This window comes from Microbacterium sp. Au-Mic1 (genome assembly GCF_021341785.1).
Lineage (GTDB): Bacteria > Actinomycetota > Actinomycetes > Actinomycetales > Microbacteriaceae > Microbacterium.
This window is the reverse complement of the sequence record NZ_JAJTTF010000001.1, coordinates 15,072-31,594: the sequence shown is the minus strand read 5'-3', so window position 1 is coordinate 31,594 and position 16,523 is coordinate 15,072. Positions and strand designations below refer to the sequence as shown.

Below are 16,523 nucleotides of genomic sequence, written 5' to 3'. Positions count from 1 at the left end.
GGAACGGCGCCGACTCGGAAGTCGGCGCCGTGTCCCTCAGCGCTGCCGGCGCTCGCGCACCCGCATGTTGATCACGATCGGAGTGCCCTCGAAGTCGTAGAGCTCGCGCAGGCGCCGCTGGATGAACCGGCGGTAGCCCGGGTCGAGGAACCCGGTCGTGAACAGCACGAATGTCGGCGGACGCGTGGTCGCCTGCGTGCCGAAGAGGATCCTGGGCTGCTTGCCGCCCCGCAGCGGGTGCGGGTGGGCGGCGACGAGCTCGGTGAGGAACGCGTTGAACTTGCCCGTCGGAATGCGGCGGTCCCAGTTCTCCAGCGCCGTCTCCAGCGCCGGGACCAGCTTGTCCAGGTGCCGGCCGGTTCTCGCCGAGATGTTCACGCGCGGCGCCCAGGCGACGTGCGCCAGGTCCTGCTCGATCTCGCGCTCCAGATACCGGCGACGGTCCTGGTTCTCCATGTCGTCGTCGAACAGGCGGTCCCACTTGTTGAACGCGAGCACGAGGGCCCGGCCCGACTCGAGCACCATGTCGATGATGTTCAGATCCTGCACGCTGATCGACTGACTCACGTCCAGCACGACGACGGCGACTTCGGCCTTCTCCAGCGCCGTCGACGTGCGCAGCGAGGCGTAGAAGTCCGCACCCTGCTGCAGGTGCACGCGGCGGCGGATACCGGCCGTGTCCACGAAGCGCCACAGCCTGCCGCCCAGCTCCACGATCTCGTCCACGGGATCGCGGGTGGTGCCGGCGAGCTCGTTGACGACGACCCGCTCCTCGCCCGCCGCCTTGTTCAGCAGCGAGGACTTGCCCACGTTCGGACGGCCCAGGATCGCCACGCGGCGCGGTCCGCCGATCTCGCCCTTGGCGACGGCGGAGACCTCGGGCAGCTTCTCCATGATCGCGTCGAGCAGGTCGGCGACGCCGCGTCCGTGGATCGCGGACACCGGATACGGCTCGCCGAGGCCGAGGTTCCAGAGCGCCGCAGCCTCGGGCTCCAGCCGGGCGTCGTCGATCTTGTTCGCGACGAGGAAGACGGGCTTGCCGCTCTTGCGCAGCAGCTTCACGACGTGCTCATCGGTCGAGGTGGCCCCGACCATCGCGTCGACGACGAACAGCACCACGTCGCTGAGGTCGATCGCGACCTCGGCCTGCGCGGCGACCGAACGGTCGATGCCCTTCGCGTCGGGCTCCCAGCCGCCGGTGTCGACCAGCGTGAAGCGCCGGTCCATCCACTCGGCCTTGTACGTGACGCGGTCGCGCGTGACACCGGGAGTGTCCTCGACGACCGCCTCGCGGCGACCCAGGATCCGGTTCACGAGCGCGGACTTGCCCACGTTCGGGCGCCCGACGATCGCCACCACGGGCAGCGCGGGCAGGTACTCGATCCCGTCCTCGCCGGCAATGAGGCCGGCGAGGAGCTCGGCGTCCTCATCATCCAGGTCGTAGTCGTCGAGGCCCGCACGCAGAGTCGCGGCGCGCGATTCGACGAGCTCCTCGTCCATCGCGTCCAGCTTCTCCGCGAGGCGGTCTTCGCCGCCCTCGTATTCTTCGTCAGCCATTCTCGGCTCCTCGCTGCGCTCCTGGCGCACGTCGCTCGATCACCGCGATCACGGCATCGATGGTCTCCTGGAAGTCGAGGTCGGTCGAATCCACGACCTCCACTCCCTCTGCGGCGGTGAGGAAGTCCACCACCGCACTGTCTTTGGCATCCCGGTGGTGCAGGGCGGCGGCGACCGCACCGGCGTCCTCCGCATCCAGCTCCGCGGCCCGGCGCGCGGCACGCACCTCGGGCGCCGCGGTGAGCAGGATCCGCACGGGCGCATCCGGGGCCACCACGGTCGTGATGTCGCGCCCTTCCACCACCACGGCCGGGTACTCCGCCTCTCGTGCGATCCTGCGGAACGCGTCGTTCACCTGCACGCGCACGGCCGGAACGCGGGCCACGCCGCTCACGGCACCCGAGACGCGCGGTTCGCGGATCGCGTCGGTCACGTCGGCCTCTCCGACGTGCACGAGGCGGTCGTCCGGATCGAGCCCCTGCGCGAACGGGAAGTCGGCGGCCGCGGCCAGCACGGCGGCCTCGTCGGCGGTGTCGTCGCCCCGCTCCAGCACGTGCCAGGCCAGAGCGCGGTACGCGGCGCCCGTGTCCAGGAAGCCGTAGCCCAGGCGTCGCGCGACGGCCTTGGACACGCTGGACTTGCCGGATCCGGCAGGGCCGTCGATCGCGACGATGAACGGCGCCTGCGGCGCGGTCCCGGAGCTCGTCGAAGGGTCAGTCATCGGGCATGCTCGCAATCCGCCAGCCTCTGGCCTCGAGACCTTCGACCGCGCCGCGGAGCGCGGCCGGGGTGACGCTGATCTCGGCGAGACCGAACTGCGCGCCCGGGGAGTGCTCCAGGCGCAGGTCCTCGACGTTGACCTCGAGTTCGCCGAGTTCGCCGAACAGGCGTCCGAGCTGGCCCGCGGTGTCGTCGATCATCACGACGAACGACTCGAAGCGCCGGTTCTGGCCGTGCTTGCCGGGCAGGCGCTCCACGCCCTCGTTGCCGTGCCGGATCGCTTCGGCGACCGTGCGCCGGGATCCGGTGCGGTCCGGGTCGCGCAGCGCGTCGGCGACCTCGGCGAGGTCCGCGGCGAGCGCGTCGAGCACCGAGACGACCGGTGCCGCATTGGCGCCGAGGATCTGCACCCACAGCTCGGGCGCGGAGGCGGCGATGCGTGTCGTGTCGCGCACGCCCTGCCCGGCCAGCCGGAGCGAGCCGTCCTCAGCATCGGCGAGGCGTGCCGCGAGCAGGCTCGCCACGACCTGCGGCACGTGCGAGGTCAGCGCCACCGCGCGGTCGTGCTCCTCGGGCGTCATCTCGAGCGGCATCGCCTCGAGGTCGAGAGCCAGGCCCTCGACGAGTGCGAGGTCCGCCGCCCGGGTCTCCTCGTCGCGGCAGACCACCCACGGTCGGCCGATGAAGATGTCGGCCCGCGCCGAGATCGCTCCCCCGCGCTCGCGACCCGCGAGCGGATGGGATCCGATGTAGCGCGTGAGGTCGACGCCGCGGTCACGGAGCACGCGCAGCGGCTCGAGCTTGACGCTCGCCACATCGGTGACCACCGCGTCGGGGAACCGCGAAAGCTCGGCCTCGATGACGTCGGCCGTCACATCCGGCGGCACGGCCACGACCACGAGCGACGGGGTGTCGTCGGTCCGTGCGGCGCGGCCCGCGCCGTAGTCGATCGCGAGGCGCAACTGCGCGGGAGAGGTGTCGGCGAGGGCGACATCGACGCCCTTCGCGGTCAGGGCGTGCCCGATGCTGGCGCCGAGAAGCCCCGCGCCGACGATCCGGATGGTTCCGGACAGCCGCGCGGCACGCTCGTTCGGCGTCCTGCTCGTGTCGCTCACTCGTTCTCCTGCGCGTCTCCCCGGTCGTCCGCCGACGCATTCGAAGCGTCGTCCTCCGGAGATTCCTGGCGCGACAGGGTCAGAAGCGCGCCGAGTTCGATTTTAGTCAGTTCGCGCGACTTCCCCGCCGGGAGGGTTCCCAGGTGCAGCGGACCGAACTGGCGCCGCACGAGCTCGGTGACCGGATGACCGACCGCCGCGAGCATCCGTCGCACGATCCGGTTGCGTCCGGAATGCAGGGTGAGCTCGACGAGACTGGAGCTCGCGGACGAGTCCAGCAGACGGGCCTTGTCCGCGGCGATCGGTCCGTCCTCGAGCTCGATGCCCCGCGTGAGCTTCGCGATCGTCTGCGCGGTCACCACGCCCTCGACCTTGGCGATGTAGACCTTGGTCACCCCGAACGAGGGGTGCGCGAGCACGTGGGCGAGATCTCCGTCGTTCGTGAGGATGAGCAGCCCGCTGGTCTCGGCGTCCAGCCGCCCGACGTTGTACAGGCGCTCCTCGTAGTCCTTCGTGAAGCGGCGCAGGTCCGGCCGCCCCTTCTCGTCCTTCATCGAGGAGACCACGCCGGTGGGCTTGTTCAGCATGACGTAGCGCTTGCCGGTGTCCAGCTGCACGGCCGTGCCGTCCACGTCGACGAGATCCTTCTCCGGGTCGATCCGTCGCCCGAGCTCGGTGACGACGGATCCGTTCACCCTGATGCGCCCCTCGACGATGTACTGCTCGATCACGCGTCGGGACGCGACGCCGGCATTCGCGAGCACCTTCTGCAGGCGCACGCCCTCGGGGGCGGCGAACGGGTCTGCGGGGGCGGGGGTCATCGGGCGATCCTCTCGTCGAAGCCTTCGGAGCCGTCGTCCAATAGCGGGGAGATCGGCGGCAGCTCGTCGAGCGAGTTGATGCCGAGGTTCTGCAGCAGGGCGTCGGTGGTGCCGTAGTTGATGGCGCCGGTCTCGGAGTCCTGGAAGAGCTCGGTGATGAGCCCGCGGCCCAGCAGCGTGCGCACGACGGAGTCGACGTTCACGGCGCGGATCGAGGCCACCTGGCTTCGCGTGACCGGCTGCTTGTAGGCGATCACCGCGAGCGTCTCGAGCGCCGCCTGCGACAGCCGCGCCGGGGCCTGTCCGCCCACGAAGTCGGCGACCAGGTCGTCGTAGTCCTCGCGCACGTAGAGCCGCCAGCCTCCGCCGACCTCGCGCAGCTCGAAGCCGCGCCGCGGTCCCTGCCCTCGACCGTCGTACTCGTCGACGAGGGACTCGATCGCCTGCCGCACCGCCGGCACCGGCGCACCGACGGCGGCCGCGAGGGAGACGAGGCTGTGCGGCTCATCGATGATGAGCAGGATCGCCTCGAGTTTCTCCGTCAGCGGCAGCTCCACGGCCACGGCGTCATCGGTCATGGTCTCATCGGTCATAGTCGGCTCCCAACGTCGCCAGCATCTCGTCGGTCCAGTGCTCGGCCGACCAGCGCAGGGTCAGCTCGCCCAGCGGCTCCAGCTGCTCGAAGCTCAGTGCCGCATGCCGGTACAGCTCGAGCACGGAGAGGAAGCGCGCCACCACGACCCCGGGCTCCACCGCACCCGCCACGATCTCGCGGAAGGTCACGGATTCGGCGCTGCGCAGCAGCGTCACCACGATCGCGGCCTGCTCGCGGATGCTGACGAGCGGCGCATGCAGGTGGTCGAGGCCGACCGTGGGAATCTCCTTCGGAGCGAACGCGAGGAGCGCGAGCGTGCCGAAATCGGCGGCACTGAGCGTCCACACCAGCTCCGGGGTGCGCGCGCGATGCTTCTCGTCCAGCCGCACGGCGCGGGCGTGGCGCCGATCCTCGTACTGCAGGCTGCGGGCGAACCAGACGGAGACCTCCTTGAACGCGCGGTACTGCAGCAGCCGCGCGAACAGCAGGTCCCTGGCCTCCAGCAGTGCGACGGACTCCGCATCCACGAGCTCGCCCTGCGGCAGGAGCCCGGCGACCTTCATGTCGAGCAGGGTCGCCGCGACCACGAGGAACTCGCTGGTCTCGTCGAGATCCTCATCGGAGCCCAGCTCCCGCAGATACGCGATGAACTCGTTCGTGACCTTGCTCAGCGACACCTCGGTGATGTCCATCTCATGCTTCGAGATGAGGTTCAGCAGCAGGTCGAACGGCCCGTCGAAGTTGGACAATGAGACGCGGAACCCGGAGGCGTCCTCGGCGACCGATTCGAGCTCCGCAGCGTCCGGAGCGGGAGCGCTCTCGTCAGGCGACGGCGCCACGGGCGACCAGCTCCCGGGCCAGTCGCAGGTACGCCTGTGCGGCGGGGTGCTCCGGCGCGAACTCGGTGATCGGCACTCCCGACACCGAGGCGTCGGGGAACTTGACGGTGCGCCCGATCACGGTCTCCAGCACATCGTCTCCGAACGCCTCGACCACCCGTTCCAGCACCTCGCGGGAGTGCAGGGTGCGCGCGTCGTACATCGTGGCGAGCAGTCCGTCGAGCGTGATCGAGGGGTTGAGGCGGTCCCGCACCTTGTCGATCGTCTCGATGAGCAGAGCCACGCCGCGCAGGGCGAAGAACTCGCACTCCAGCGGGATCAGCACGCCGTGCGCCGCGGTGAGCGCGTTCACCGTGAGCAGACCCAGCGAGGGCTGGCAGTCGATCAGGATGACGTCGTACTCCCCCGCGACCTGGCGCAGCACGCGCGACAGGATCGTCTCCCGGGCGACCTCGTTGACGAGGTGCACCTCAGCCGCGGACAGATCGATGTTCGCGGGGATCAAGTCGAGGCCCTCGACATGCGTGTGCACGATCACCTCGCGCGGATCGCGCTTGGTGTCCAGTAGCAGGTCGTAGATCGTCGGGATGTCGTGCGTCGGGATCCCGAGACCCGCCGACAGCGCGCCCTGGGGGTCGAAGTCGACGGCGAGCACCTTGCGCCCGTACTCGGCGAAAGCGGCGGCGAGGTTGATCGACGTCGTGGTCTTGCCGACGCCGCCCTTCTGGTTGCAGAGGGCGATGATGCGCGCGGGGCCGTGAGCCTTCAGCGGAGCGGGGATGGGGAAGCCCTGGTAGGGACGCCCGGTCGGCCCGATCGGGGTGTCGTCCTTCGTCTTCTTCGCCACGTTTCTCCTGCTCGTCGTGCTCGATCGATCATAGCCGCCGACGAGGTTGCAGCCCCGGCCCCACACGCCGATCCGGCGGATCAGCCGACGCGCATGCGTTCCCTCGCCGCGGCGATCAGTCCGTCGAAGAGGCCGGGATCCGCATCCGTCTCGGGGTGCCACTGCACCCCGACCGCGAACCGATCGCCCTCGCCCTCCATGGCCTGCAGCACGCCGTCCGCGTCGTGCGCGACCGGGCGATAGCCGGGATGCTGCGCGACGGCCTGGTGATGATGCACGGGAACCGTGATCTCCGTGGCCACCAGTCCGGCCACCCGCCCCTCGGCATCCACCCGCACCGAGGCCGAGCCGTACGACGTCGGCCCTCCCCCGTGCTCGCCGTGGCCGACCACGTCCGGCAGATGCTGGACGAGCGATCCGCCGGCCGCGACGGCCATGAGCTGCATGCCGCGGCAGATCCCGAGCAGAGGCAGGCGGATCCGCTCGGCCTCCGTGAGCAGCGCGAGCTCCCACGCGTCGCGATCGTCGTACCAGCGCACCACGCTCGGGTCGGGCTCCTGCCCGTATCGCGCGGGGTTCACATCCGCCCCGCCCGCGATGAGGAGTCCGTCCAGGCGCGCGAGCGCGTCGGCAGCCGCGCCCGCTGCCGCGACCGGGGGCAGCAGCAGCGGCACGCCGCCGGCGCGCTCGATCGAACGCGCGTAGTCGCTCGGCAGGAGGTCGGCCTCGACCTGCCGCCAGGTGCCCCAGTCGGCGGCCTGGCGGTAGGTCGTGAGCCCGATGACGGGGCGCGGCTCAGACACGGTCCGACTCACTCGAAGTCGGAATCCAGCGGGGTCACGTACGCGTTCGAGAGCCCGCCGTCGACGAGGAAGTCCATCGCCGTGATGAAGCTCGACTCATCGCTGCCGAGGAACGCCACCGCATTCGCGATCTCCTCGGGCTCGGCGAAACGCCCCATCGGCACGTGCACGAGCCGGCGCGCGGCGCGCTCGGGGTCCTTCGCGAAGAGCTCCTGCAGCAGTGGCGTGTTCACCGGGCCGGGGCAGAGCGCGTTGACGCGGATGCCCTTGCGGGCGAACTGCACGCCGAGCTCGCGGGTCATCGCCAGCACGCCGCCCTTCGACGCCGTGTACGAGATCTGCGAAGTGGCGGCGCCCATGATCGCGACGAACGACGCGGTGTTGATGATGGATCCGCTGCCCTGCTCCAGCATGTAGGGCAGCACGGCCTTGCAGCAGTAGTAGACGCTGGTGAGGTTGACGTCCTGCACCAGGTTCCACGCGTCGATCCCGGTCTTCAGGATCGAGTCGTCGGACGCCGGCGAGATCCCGGCGTTGTTGAAGGCGATGTCGATGCGGCCGTAGGTGTCGTGCGCGACGGCGAAGAGGTTCTCCACCTCGGCCTGGTCCGTGACGTTGACCTTCACGAACACACCGCCGAGCTCCTCCGCGATGCGGGGGCCGTTGGCCTCGTCGAGGTCGCCGATCACGACCTTCGCACCCTCTGCGACGAACTTCTTCGCCGTCGCCAGACCGATGCCGCTGCAGCCGCCGGTGATGACGCCGACCTTGCCTTCGAGCTTTCCCATTCCTGTGTTGCCTTTCGCTGTGTGGGGAGGAGTTCAGTACGTCGTCGAGATGAACACGTTCTTCACCTCGGAGAAGGAGTCCGGCGCGTCCGGTCCGAGCTCGCGCCCCAGCCCGGACTGATTGAACCCGCCGAAGGGGGTCCAGTACCGCACCGACGAGTGCGAGTTGATCGAGAGGTTGCCGCTCTCGACGCCGCGGGCGACGCGCAGGGCGCGGCCGATGTCCCGGCTGAAGATGGATCCGCTCAGGCCGTACTCCGTGTCGTTGGCCTTGGCGATCGCGTCGGCCTCGTCACGGAACGGCATCACGGCGAGCACCGGCCCGAACAGCTCCTGCGACCACACCGGGTCGCTCACGCTGCGCGGGAGCACCACGGCGGGAGCGAGCCAGAACCCGCCGTCCCAGTCCGCGCCCGCCGCACTCTGCCCGCGGAAGGCGATGTCCGCGCCGTCCAGGTGCGCCGCGACCGCATCGCGCTGTGCCGCGGAGACCATCGGGCCCATCTCCGCGTCCTCCGCGGACGGATCCTTGACCCGGAACTCCTCGACCGCGGGCTGCAGCAAGTCGAGGAAGCGTTCGTAGACGTTCTCCTGCACGAGGATCCGCGAGCGGGCGCAGCAGTCCTGGCCGGCGTTGTCCAGACCTCCGCCGGGGGCTGCAGCGGCGGCGGCCTCGAGATCCGCGTCGTCGAACACGATGTTCGCGTTCTTGCCGCCGAGTTCGAGGGTGAGGCGCTTGACCTGGTCCGCGCACCCACGCATGATCCCCTTGCCGACCTCGGTCGACCCGGTGAAGCACACCTTGCGCACGAGCGGGTTCGTGACGAAGCGATCGCCGACCACGCTGCCCTTGCCGGTGATGACCGTGAACACGCCCTCCGGAAGTCCGGCTTCGAGGGCGAGCTCGCCCAGGCGCATCGCGGTGAGCGGAGTGAGCTCGGCAGGCTTGAGCACCACCGTGTTGCCCGCGGCGAGTGCCGGGGCGAACCCCCAGCCGGCGATCGGCATCGGGAAGTTCCACGGCACGATGATGCCGACGACGCCCAGCGGCTCGTGGAACGTGACGTCGATGCCGCCGGCGACCGGGATCTGCTTGCCGAAGTGGCGCTCGGGACTCGCGCTGTAGTAGTTCAGCACGTCGCGCACGTTGCCGGCCTCCCAGCGCGCGTTGCCGATCGTGTGGCCGGCGTTCGCGACCTCGAGGGCGGCAAGCTCGTCGATGTGCGCCTCGACGACGCTCGCGAACGCGCGCAGCAGCCGGGCGCGATCGCCGGGGGCGATCGCCCGCCACGCGGGGTACGCCCGGTGAGCGCGCTCGATCGCCGCGTCCGTCTCGCCGAGATCCGCGAGCCCGACCTCGCCCACCGGCTGCCCGGTCGCGGGATTCAGGACGGTGAAGGCGCCGCCCGCGCCGAATCGAGAAGAAGGGATCCTCATGCGCTCAGCCTTTCGAAGTCTCCGATGAACCCGTTCACAGCCGCTCGAAACCGCGGCGCAGTTCCCAGTCGGTGACGGCCGCGTCGAAAGCCGCGATCTCGACGTCCGCGTAGTTCACGTAGTGGCGCACCACGTCCTCGCCGAAGACCTCGTTCGCGATCGCGGACTGCGCGAGGGCCTCGCGCGCCTCATGCATCGTGGACGGCACCGTCGGGGCGCCGGACTCGTAGGCGTTGCCCTTCGTCTCCGGCTCCAGCGGCAGCTCGTGCTCGATGCCGTAAAGGCCTCCCGCGAGCATTGCGGCGAGTCCCAGATACGGGTTCATGTCGCCGCCGGGCAGGCGGTTCTCCATGCGAGCCCCCGCGCCGCGCCCCACCAGACGCACCGAGCTCGTGCGGTTGTCGATGCCCCAGGCCACCGCGGTCGGCGCGAACGATCCCTTCACGAAGCGCTTGTACGAGTTGATGTTCGGCGCGTAGAAGAGCGTGAAGTCGCGCATGGTCGCGAGCACACCGGCGATGAAGTGGTCATAGAGCGCGGAGCGGGCTCCGCGCTCCGCATCCCAGAACACGAGGCCGTCATCGTCCTTGCCGCGCAGCGACATGTGCACGTGGCAGGAGTTGCCCTCGCGCTGATTCGGCTTGGCCATGAACGTGATCGACTGGCCGTGCTGACAGGCGATGTCCTTCGAGGCCGTCTTGTAGTACGCGTGGTTGTCCGCCGTGGTGATGACCTCGTCGTAGAGGAACGCGATCTCGTGCTGACCGAAGTTGCACTCCCCCTTCGCCGACTCCACGTTCAGCCCCGAGGCGTACATCGTGTTGCGGATCTCGCGCAGCAGCGGCTCGACGAGCGTGGATCCGAGGATCGAGTAGTCGATGTTGTAGCGGTTGGCGGGCTCGAGGTCGCGATAGCCGGAGTCCCACGCGCGGTCGTACGGCGTGTTGAAGATCACGAACTCGAGCTCGGTGCCGGCGAGCGCCTTCCACCCGTGGGAGGCGGCGCGCTCCGTCTGCGCCCGCAGGATCTCGCGCGGCGAGACCCGCACCGCGTCGCCGTTCGTCCCCGCGAGGTCGCACTGGATCATGACCGTGCCGGGGCGGTGCGGCAGGAGCCGGATGGTCGCCAGATCCAGCACGAACTCCATGTCGCCGTAGCCGTCGGCCCAGGAGGCGTGCGCGTAGCCGTCGACCGTGTTCATCTCGACATCCACGGCGAGCAGGTAGTTGCACCCCTCGGTCCCATGGCCGAGGACCGAGTCGAGGAAGAAGCGCGCGTGCAGGAGCTTGCCCTGCAGCCGCCCCTGCATATCGGTGAACGCGAGGATCACGGTGTCGAGCGAGCCGTCGAGGATCCGCGCGCGCATCTGCTCGACCGTGAGCATCCGGTCGTTGCGGGCGGGGACGAGGAGATCGGAGGAGTTCATGTGCAACGGTGTCCTTTACTTCAGAAGGCCCTTGAGGAGCGCGGCAGTGGCGTCGCAGTGCGCCGTCATGATGTCACGGGCCTGATCGGCGGAGCCGTCCAGGATCGCCGCGACGATCGCACGGTGCTCGGTCTCGGAATGGTCGATGTTGGTCTTGAGGAAGGGGATCTCGGCGAGGAGCTGGTGGATCCGCACCTGCACGGCACTGCAGGAGCGGGACAGTTCGTCGGATCCGCAGACGGTGGCGATCGCGAGGTGCAGCCGGGCGTCGGCCTGCCGGTAGTCGGCCGGCGTCTCGGCCGCGGCGAGGTCGGCGAGGCTGTCGGTGAGGAGCGTGCGCTGTCCCTCGTCCAGGGGGGTCAGCGCCGCCCGGTAGGCGGCTCCCGGCTCGATGACCGAGCGGAAGACGATCACGTCATCGATCTCGGCCCGGCGCGGCGGGGTCTGGTCGGCCGGCCACTGCTCCGCGGCCGGAAGGACGACGGTGCCCCCTCCGCGCCCCCGGGTCGTCGTGACGAGCCCGGCGGCGCGGAGAGCGCTGATGGCCTCCCTCAGGGTGGCGCGGGAGACGCTGAGCCTCTCGGCGAGTTCGCGCTCGCCGGGGAGCTTCGTCCCCACCCGGAAGATCCCGAGCCTGATGGCCGAGCCCAGCTGCTCCACGCAGCTCTCGAAGGCCATATGCCCCCGGACCGGGTGCAGCGCGGCGTCCACCAGAGGGGAGTCCATCGCGGACGTCTCCACTCGGATCATTCCTCCAAGAGCTTGTCCGGCGCCATCGTCAGATGCTCGGCCTCGGCCGTGGATGCCATGAAGTCCCTCTTGCCGTAGGCGTACCACAACACGATCGCGAGGATCGCGACCACGGCGACGGCGATCGGGGCGTAGTTGAACGTGTCGATCGTGATCGGGTTCACGGGCGGGAGCACGAACAGGATGATGATGAAGATCACCCAGACCACGGCGATCCATCCCACGATCGTGCTCCACTTGCCGAGATGCCACGGCCCGGGAGTGAAGCCCTTGTCCAGCCGACGCAGGAACACCGGCGTGACGTAGGCGATGTAGAGCCCGATCACCGCGACCGAGGTGACGGCGAGATAGGCGGTGGTGTTGAACAGCGCGGGCGTGGTCAGGATGATCGAGAGCACGACGCACAGCCAGATCGAGTTGGTCGGCGTGCCCGTGCGCTTGTTGACCTTCGCCCACAGCCGCGCCCCGGGGATCGCGTTGTCCCGGGAGAACGCGTAGCTCATCCGGGAGTTCGCCGTGACCGAGGCCATGCCGCAGAAGAACTGCGCGCCGCAGACGATGAAGAGCAGGAACTTCGCCATCGTCGGGTTGTTCAGCGCGTCGAGGAAGATCTGGGCCGGGGGCAGACCGGTCTCGGATCCGAGCAGGCCTGCGATTCCCTTGTCGCTGCCGTCCTGGATCGCCGCGGTGATCGAGAAGAGCAGGATCCAGCCGCCGATGATCGAGATCACGACGCTCATCACGATGCCCTTGGGAGCGGCGACGGCGGCGTTCTTGGTCTCCTCGGCGACGTGGGCGGAGGCGTCGTACCCGGTGTAGGTGTACTGCGCCATGAGCAGGCCCATGAGGAACACGTACGGGCCGAACGACCAGCCGGTGCCGTTGTACCAGTGCGTGAACGTCCAGCCGACGTCCTGGTGCTGGGTGGGCATGATCCACAGCGCGCCGACGATCACGAGCACGCCGACGATGTGCCACCAGGCGGACACGTTCGAGAGCAGGCTCACGATGTTGACGCCGAAGGTGTTCAGGAGACCGTGGATGACGATGAGGACGACGAACAGGCCGAAGGTGCTGGCCTTCGTCGGCTCGATCCCCCAGACGAGGTTCGCGAACGCCATCATCGTCGTCGCGGCGCCGAAGTCGATCGCCGCGGTGACCGCGACCTCGCCGAGGAAGTTGAACCAGCCGACGCCCCATGCCCACTGCCGCTTGTTGCGCTTGGCGAGGCGGCCGGCCCAGAAGTACAGCCCGCCGGCAGTCGGGTACTTCGAGCACACCTCCGCCATGGCGAGGGCGACCATGAGCACGAAGACGCCGACGAGCGGCCAGCCGATCGTGATCGCCGAGGGGCCGCCCGAGTTCAGGGCGATGGCGTACGAGGTGATGCATCCCGCAAGGATGGAGATGATCGAGAAGGAGACGGCGAAGTTGCTGAACCCCGACATCCCCCGGTGCAGTTCCTGCTTGTAGCCCAGGGCGGCCAGGGCTGCGGCGTCGTCGTCGATCGGGTGCGAGTCCGGCGCCTTTGTCGATTCGCTCATGGAGTGCTGCCTGCTTTCAGTGGAGGGAGCGTGTGCAGCGATTCTCGCAATGCGAAAGACCAACTGTCAATGGTCTGACTTCAAACCATTAGCGTGCCCGCGGATGCGCGGTCGCGTAGACGTCGCGCAGCGTGTCCACCGAGACGTGCGTGTAGATCTGCGTCGTCGCGACCGACGCGTGCCCGAGCAGTTCCTGCACGACGCGGACGTCGGCACCGCCCTGCAGCAGATGGGTCGCGAAGGAATGCCGGAGCGTGTGCGGAGAGACCTCCGCCGTGATCTGAGCCCCCTCGGCGGCCGCGCGGATGATCAGCCAGGCGCTCTGACGGCTGAGGGGCGCGCCTCGGGCACCGAGGAACAGCTTCGACGATGCGCGTCCCCTCGCGGCCAGTGCGGGACGCACCCTCGTGAGGTAGGCGTCGACCGCCGCGCGCGCGTACGAGCCCACCGGGACGATCCGCTCCTTGGATCCTTTTCCGCGCAACCGCAGCACCTCGCCGTGCGCGAGGTCGTCGACGTCGAGTGAGACCGCTTCGGAGACGCGTGCACCCGTGGCGTAGAGCAGTTCGAGGAGGGCGCGATCGCGGATCCCGATCGGATCCTCCGCCGACGGGGCGGCCAGCAGGCGCTCGACCTGATCGATCGTGAGCGCCTTCGGCAGCCGCCGAGGCTGCTTCGGCGGGCGGAGCCTGGCGCTCGGATCCGCGTCGGCGATGCCCTCCCGGGCGAGGAAGCGATGCCAGCCGCGCACCGAGGACTGCAGCCGGGCGAGGCTCGATGCGGCCGGGGGCGGTTCGGAGCCGGCGCGCTCCGCAGCGAACGCCGCGACGGTCTCCGCGGTGATCGCCCCGGTGTCGGCGATGCCCTGCGCGCCCAGCCACGTCACGTACCCGCCCAGATCGCGCCGGTACGCGGCGAGCGTGTGGCCTGCGAGCCCTCGTTCGATCGTCACGTGCCGGAGATACGCATCGAGCGCCCGGTCGAGCTGCACCTCAGGCTCCGGGGTTCTGCCGCTCCGACGACGACAGGCGCCGTTCGGCGGCCAGGATGCCCACCGCGAGGATCCCGTTGCGCAGCCGCCCGGCCAGCACTCCGTCCGCGGCCTCGCGCAGCGGCACCCACGCGAGCCGGATGTCGGCCTCCTCGTCGGTGCGCGCGAAGGTCTCCCCCGCCGGGCTCAGGCCCGTGGCGAGGTAGATGTGGACGATCTCGGAGTTACTGCCCGGTGTCGTATACGTGGAGACGAGCGGCTCCCAGCCGGTCGCGACGAGATCCGCCTCCTCCGCGAGCTCGCGCCGTGCGGCGTCCATCGGATCCTCGCCCACGACATCGAGCAGCCCGGCGGGCAGCTCCCAGTCGCGCTGCCGGATCGGGTGCCGGTACTGCTGGAGGAGCAGCACTCGTCCGCCCTCGTCGACCGCGACGACCGCCGCCGCACCGGAGTGGTCGATGTACTGCCGCACGATCTCGCCATCACCGTAGCGGACGCGATCCTCACGGACTCCCCACACCGCGCCGCGATACACCTCGGAGCTCGAGAGCACTTCCGGAGTGAACGACTCGTCGTGCGGCGCGGTGGAGGTCCCGGTCACGTCAGTCCTCGTCGTCGAACAGCTCGCTGGAGCGGTGCCGCTCGATCGCCGCGCCGACGAGCCCGCGGAACAGCGGGTGCGGGTCGGTGGGACGCGAGCGCAGCTCGGGGTGCGCCTGCGTGGCGATGTAGAACGGGTGGACGTCGCGCGGCAGCTCGACGTACTCGACGAGGTCGAGCTCCGGGTTGAGACCCGAGAACGACAGCCCGGCCCCCGCAAGACGATCGCGGTAGGCGTTGTTCACCTCGTAGCGGTGACGGTGGCGCTCCGACGCCTCGGCCGCGCCGTAGAGCTCGGCGGCGAGTGAACCCTCGCCGAGCGCCGCCTTGTACAGGCCCAGGCGCATGGTGCCGCCCAGGTCGCCGCCGTCGAGGATCTCGACCTGCTCGGCCATGGTCGCGATGACCGGCTCAGCCGTGTCCGGGTCGAACTCGCTCGAGGACGCCCCGTCGATGCCTGCGACATGGCGCGCGTACTCGATCACCATGCACTGCAGGCCCAGGCACAGACCCAGAGTGGGGATGCCCTGCTCGCGGGCGAAGCGGAGAGCCCCGAGCTTGCCCTCGATGCCGCGGATGCCGAAGCCGCCGGGCACGCAGATGCCGTCGACGTCGCTCAGCGCCTTGGCCGCTCCCTCGGGGGTCTCGCAGGAGTCGGACGGGATCCAGCGGATCTTCACGGCGACCTCGTGGGCGAAGCCGCCGGCCTTGAGCGCCTCGGTGACCGAGAGGTAGGCGTCCGGAAGGTCGATGTACTTGCCGACGAGGCCGATCGTGACCTCGTGCTTCGGGTTGTGCACGGCCTGCAGGACCTTCTGCCAGCGGGACCAATCCACGTCGGCGGCCTTGTCGAGGCCGAGCGCCTCGACGATGTAGGTGTCGAGTCCCTGGTCGTTGAGCATGGTCGGGATGTCGTAGATGCTGGGCACGTCGATCGCGTTCACGACCGCGTCCTCGTCGACGTCGCACATGAGAGCGATCTTGCGCTTGTTGGACTCGGTGACGGGCCGGTCGCTGCGCAGCACGAGCGCGTCAGGCTGGATGCCGATCGAGCGCAGCGTCGCGACGGAGTGCTGGGTCGGCTTGGTCTTCTGCTCGCCGGACGCGCCCATGAACGGCACCAGCGACACGTGCACGAAGAACACGTTCTTACGGCCCAGCTCGTGGCGGATCTGCCGTGCCGACTCGATGAACGGCTGCGACTCGATGTCGCCGACCGTGCCGCCGATCTCGGTGATGATCACGTCGGGTCGAGGCGTCTCGTCGGCCTGCAGGCGCATACGACGCTTGATCTCGTCGGTGATGTGCGGGATGACCTGCACCGTGTCGCCGAGGTACTCGCCGCGTCGCTCCTTGGCGATCACCTGCGAGTAGATCTGACCGGTCGTCACGTTCGCGGCCTGGCTCAGCTCGATGTCGAGGAAGCGCTCGTAGTGCCCGATGTCGAGGTCGGTCTCGGCGCCGTCATCCGTCACGAACACCTCGCCGTGCTGGAAGGGGTTCATCGTGCCCGGATCCACGTTCAGATAGGGATCCAGCTTCTGCATCACGACGCGCAGTCCGCGGGCGGTGAGCAAGTTGCCGAGGCTGGCCGCCGTCAGGCCCTTACCCAAAGAGGAAACGACACCGCCCGTCACGAAGATGTGCTTGGTGGTGTCGTTGTCTGTCCGCGCGGCTGAGTTCTGCATCA

16 protein-coding genes are annotated in these 16,523 nt (G+C 69.3%); all 16 read right to left on the bottom strand.

Annotation, left to right across the window (positions count from 1 at the left end; translation table 11 throughout):
* Positions 1-36: 36 nt before the first annotated feature.
* The 16 genes from der to LXM50_RS00075 all read right to left on the bottom strand — a co-directional run bounded on the left by der (position 37) and on the right by LXM50_RS00075 (position 16,521).
* Positions 37-1,557, bottom strand: a complete 1,521-nt coding sequence (gene der / locus LXM50_RS00150; protein WP_233309089.1) for a ribosome biogenesis GTPase Der — start codon at positions 1,555-1,557, stop codon at positions 37-39.
* Positions 1,550-2,278, bottom strand: a complete 729-nt coding sequence (cmk, locus tag LXM50_RS00145; RefSeq protein ID WP_233309088.1) for a (d)CMP kinase — start codon at positions 2,276-2,278, stop codon at positions 1,550-1,552. The genes der and cmk overlap by 8 nt, the downstream gene beginning before the upstream one ends.
* Positions 2,271-3,392, bottom strand: coding sequence for a prephenate dehydrogenase (locus tag LXM50_RS00140; RefSeq protein WP_233309087.1), 1,122 nt, complete (start codon positions 3,390-3,392; stop codon positions 2,271-2,273). Before LXM50_RS00140 ends, cmk begins: the two co-directional genes overlap by 8 nt.
* Complete coding sequence (locus tag LXM50_RS00135; RefSeq protein ID WP_233309086.1) at positions 3,389-4,213, bottom strand: pseudouridine synthase; 825 nt, start codon at positions 4,211-4,213, stop codon at positions 3,389-3,391. The genes LXM50_RS00140 and LXM50_RS00135 overlap by 4 nt, the downstream gene beginning before the upstream one ends.
* The gene (gene scpB / locus LXM50_RS00130; protein ID WP_233309085.1) at positions 4,210-4,806 is read right to left on the bottom strand and encodes an SMC-Scp complex subunit ScpB; all 597 of its coding nucleotides are present in this window, start codon (positions 4,804-4,806) and stop codon (positions 4,210-4,212) included. The genes LXM50_RS00135 and scpB overlap by 4 nt, the downstream gene beginning before the upstream one ends.
* Positions 4,796-5,647, bottom strand: coding sequence for a ScpA family protein (locus LXM50_RS00125; protein WP_233309084.1), 852 nt, complete (start codon positions 5,645-5,647; stop codon positions 4,796-4,798). Before LXM50_RS00125 ends, scpB begins: the two co-directional genes overlap by 11 nt.
* Entirely contained in the window at positions 5,631-6,494 is an 864-nt protein-coding gene (locus tag LXM50_RS00120) for a ParA family protein (protein WP_233309083.1), read from the bottom strand. Before LXM50_RS00120 ends, LXM50_RS00125 begins: the two co-directional genes overlap by 17 nt.
* A gap of 80 nt (positions 6,495-6,574) precedes the next feature.
* Positions 6,575-7,297 carry a gamma-glutamyl-gamma-aminobutyrate hydrolase family protein gene (locus tag LXM50_RS00115; protein WP_233309082.1) on the bottom strand — a complete coding sequence of 241 codons (723 nt, stop codon included), beginning with the start codon at positions 7,295-7,297 and terminating at the stop codon, positions 6,575-6,577.
* A gap of 8 nt (positions 7,298-7,305) precedes the next feature.
* Entirely contained in the window at positions 7,306-8,085 is a 780-nt protein-coding gene (locus tag LXM50_RS00110) for a 3-oxoacyl-ACP reductase (RefSeq protein ID WP_233309081.1), read from the bottom strand.
* Between the two features lie 33 nt (positions 8,086-8,118).
* Positions 8,119-9,522: an aldehyde dehydrogenase gene (locus LXM50_RS00105; protein WP_233309080.1), complete on the bottom strand. Its 1,404-nt coding sequence runs from the start codon at positions 9,520-9,522 to the stop codon at positions 8,119-8,121.
* A gap of 34 nt (positions 9,523-9,556) precedes the next feature.
* Entirely contained in the window at positions 9,557-10,948 is a 1,392-nt protein-coding gene (locus LXM50_RS00100) for a glutamine synthetase family protein (protein ID WP_233309079.1), read from the bottom strand.
* A 15-nt stretch (positions 10,949-10,963) separates the two neighbouring features.
* Positions 10,964-11,674 carry a FadR/GntR family transcriptional regulator gene (locus LXM50_RS00095; RefSeq protein WP_233309078.1) on the bottom strand — a complete coding sequence of 237 codons (711 nt, stop codon included), beginning with the start codon at positions 11,672-11,674 and terminating at the stop codon, positions 10,964-10,966.
* 20 nt (positions 11,675-11,694) lie between these two features.
* Positions 11,695-13,242, bottom strand: a complete 1,548-nt coding sequence (locus tag LXM50_RS00090) for an amino acid permease (protein ID WP_233309077.1) — start codon at positions 13,240-13,242, stop codon at positions 11,695-11,697.
* Positions 13,243-13,330: 88 nt separating this feature from the next.
* The gene (gene xerD, locus LXM50_RS00085) at positions 13,331-14,233 is read right to left on the bottom strand and encodes a site-specific tyrosine recombinase XerD (protein WP_233309076.1); all 903 of its coding nucleotides are present in this window, start codon (positions 14,231-14,233) and stop codon (positions 13,331-13,333) included.
* A 1-nt stretch (position 14,234) separates the two neighbouring features.
* Positions 14,235-14,834 (bottom strand): NUDIX hydrolase, encoded by a 600-nt coding sequence (locus tag LXM50_RS00080; protein ID WP_233309075.1) that lies wholly within the window; start codon positions 14,832-14,834, stop codon positions 14,235-14,237.
* 1 nt (position 14,835) lies between these two features.
* Positions 14,836-16,521, bottom strand: a complete 1,686-nt coding sequence (locus LXM50_RS00075; RefSeq protein ID WP_233309527.1) for a CTP synthase — start codon at positions 16,519-16,521, stop codon at positions 14,836-14,838.
* Between the last annotated feature and the right edge of the window lie 2 nt (positions 16,522-16,523).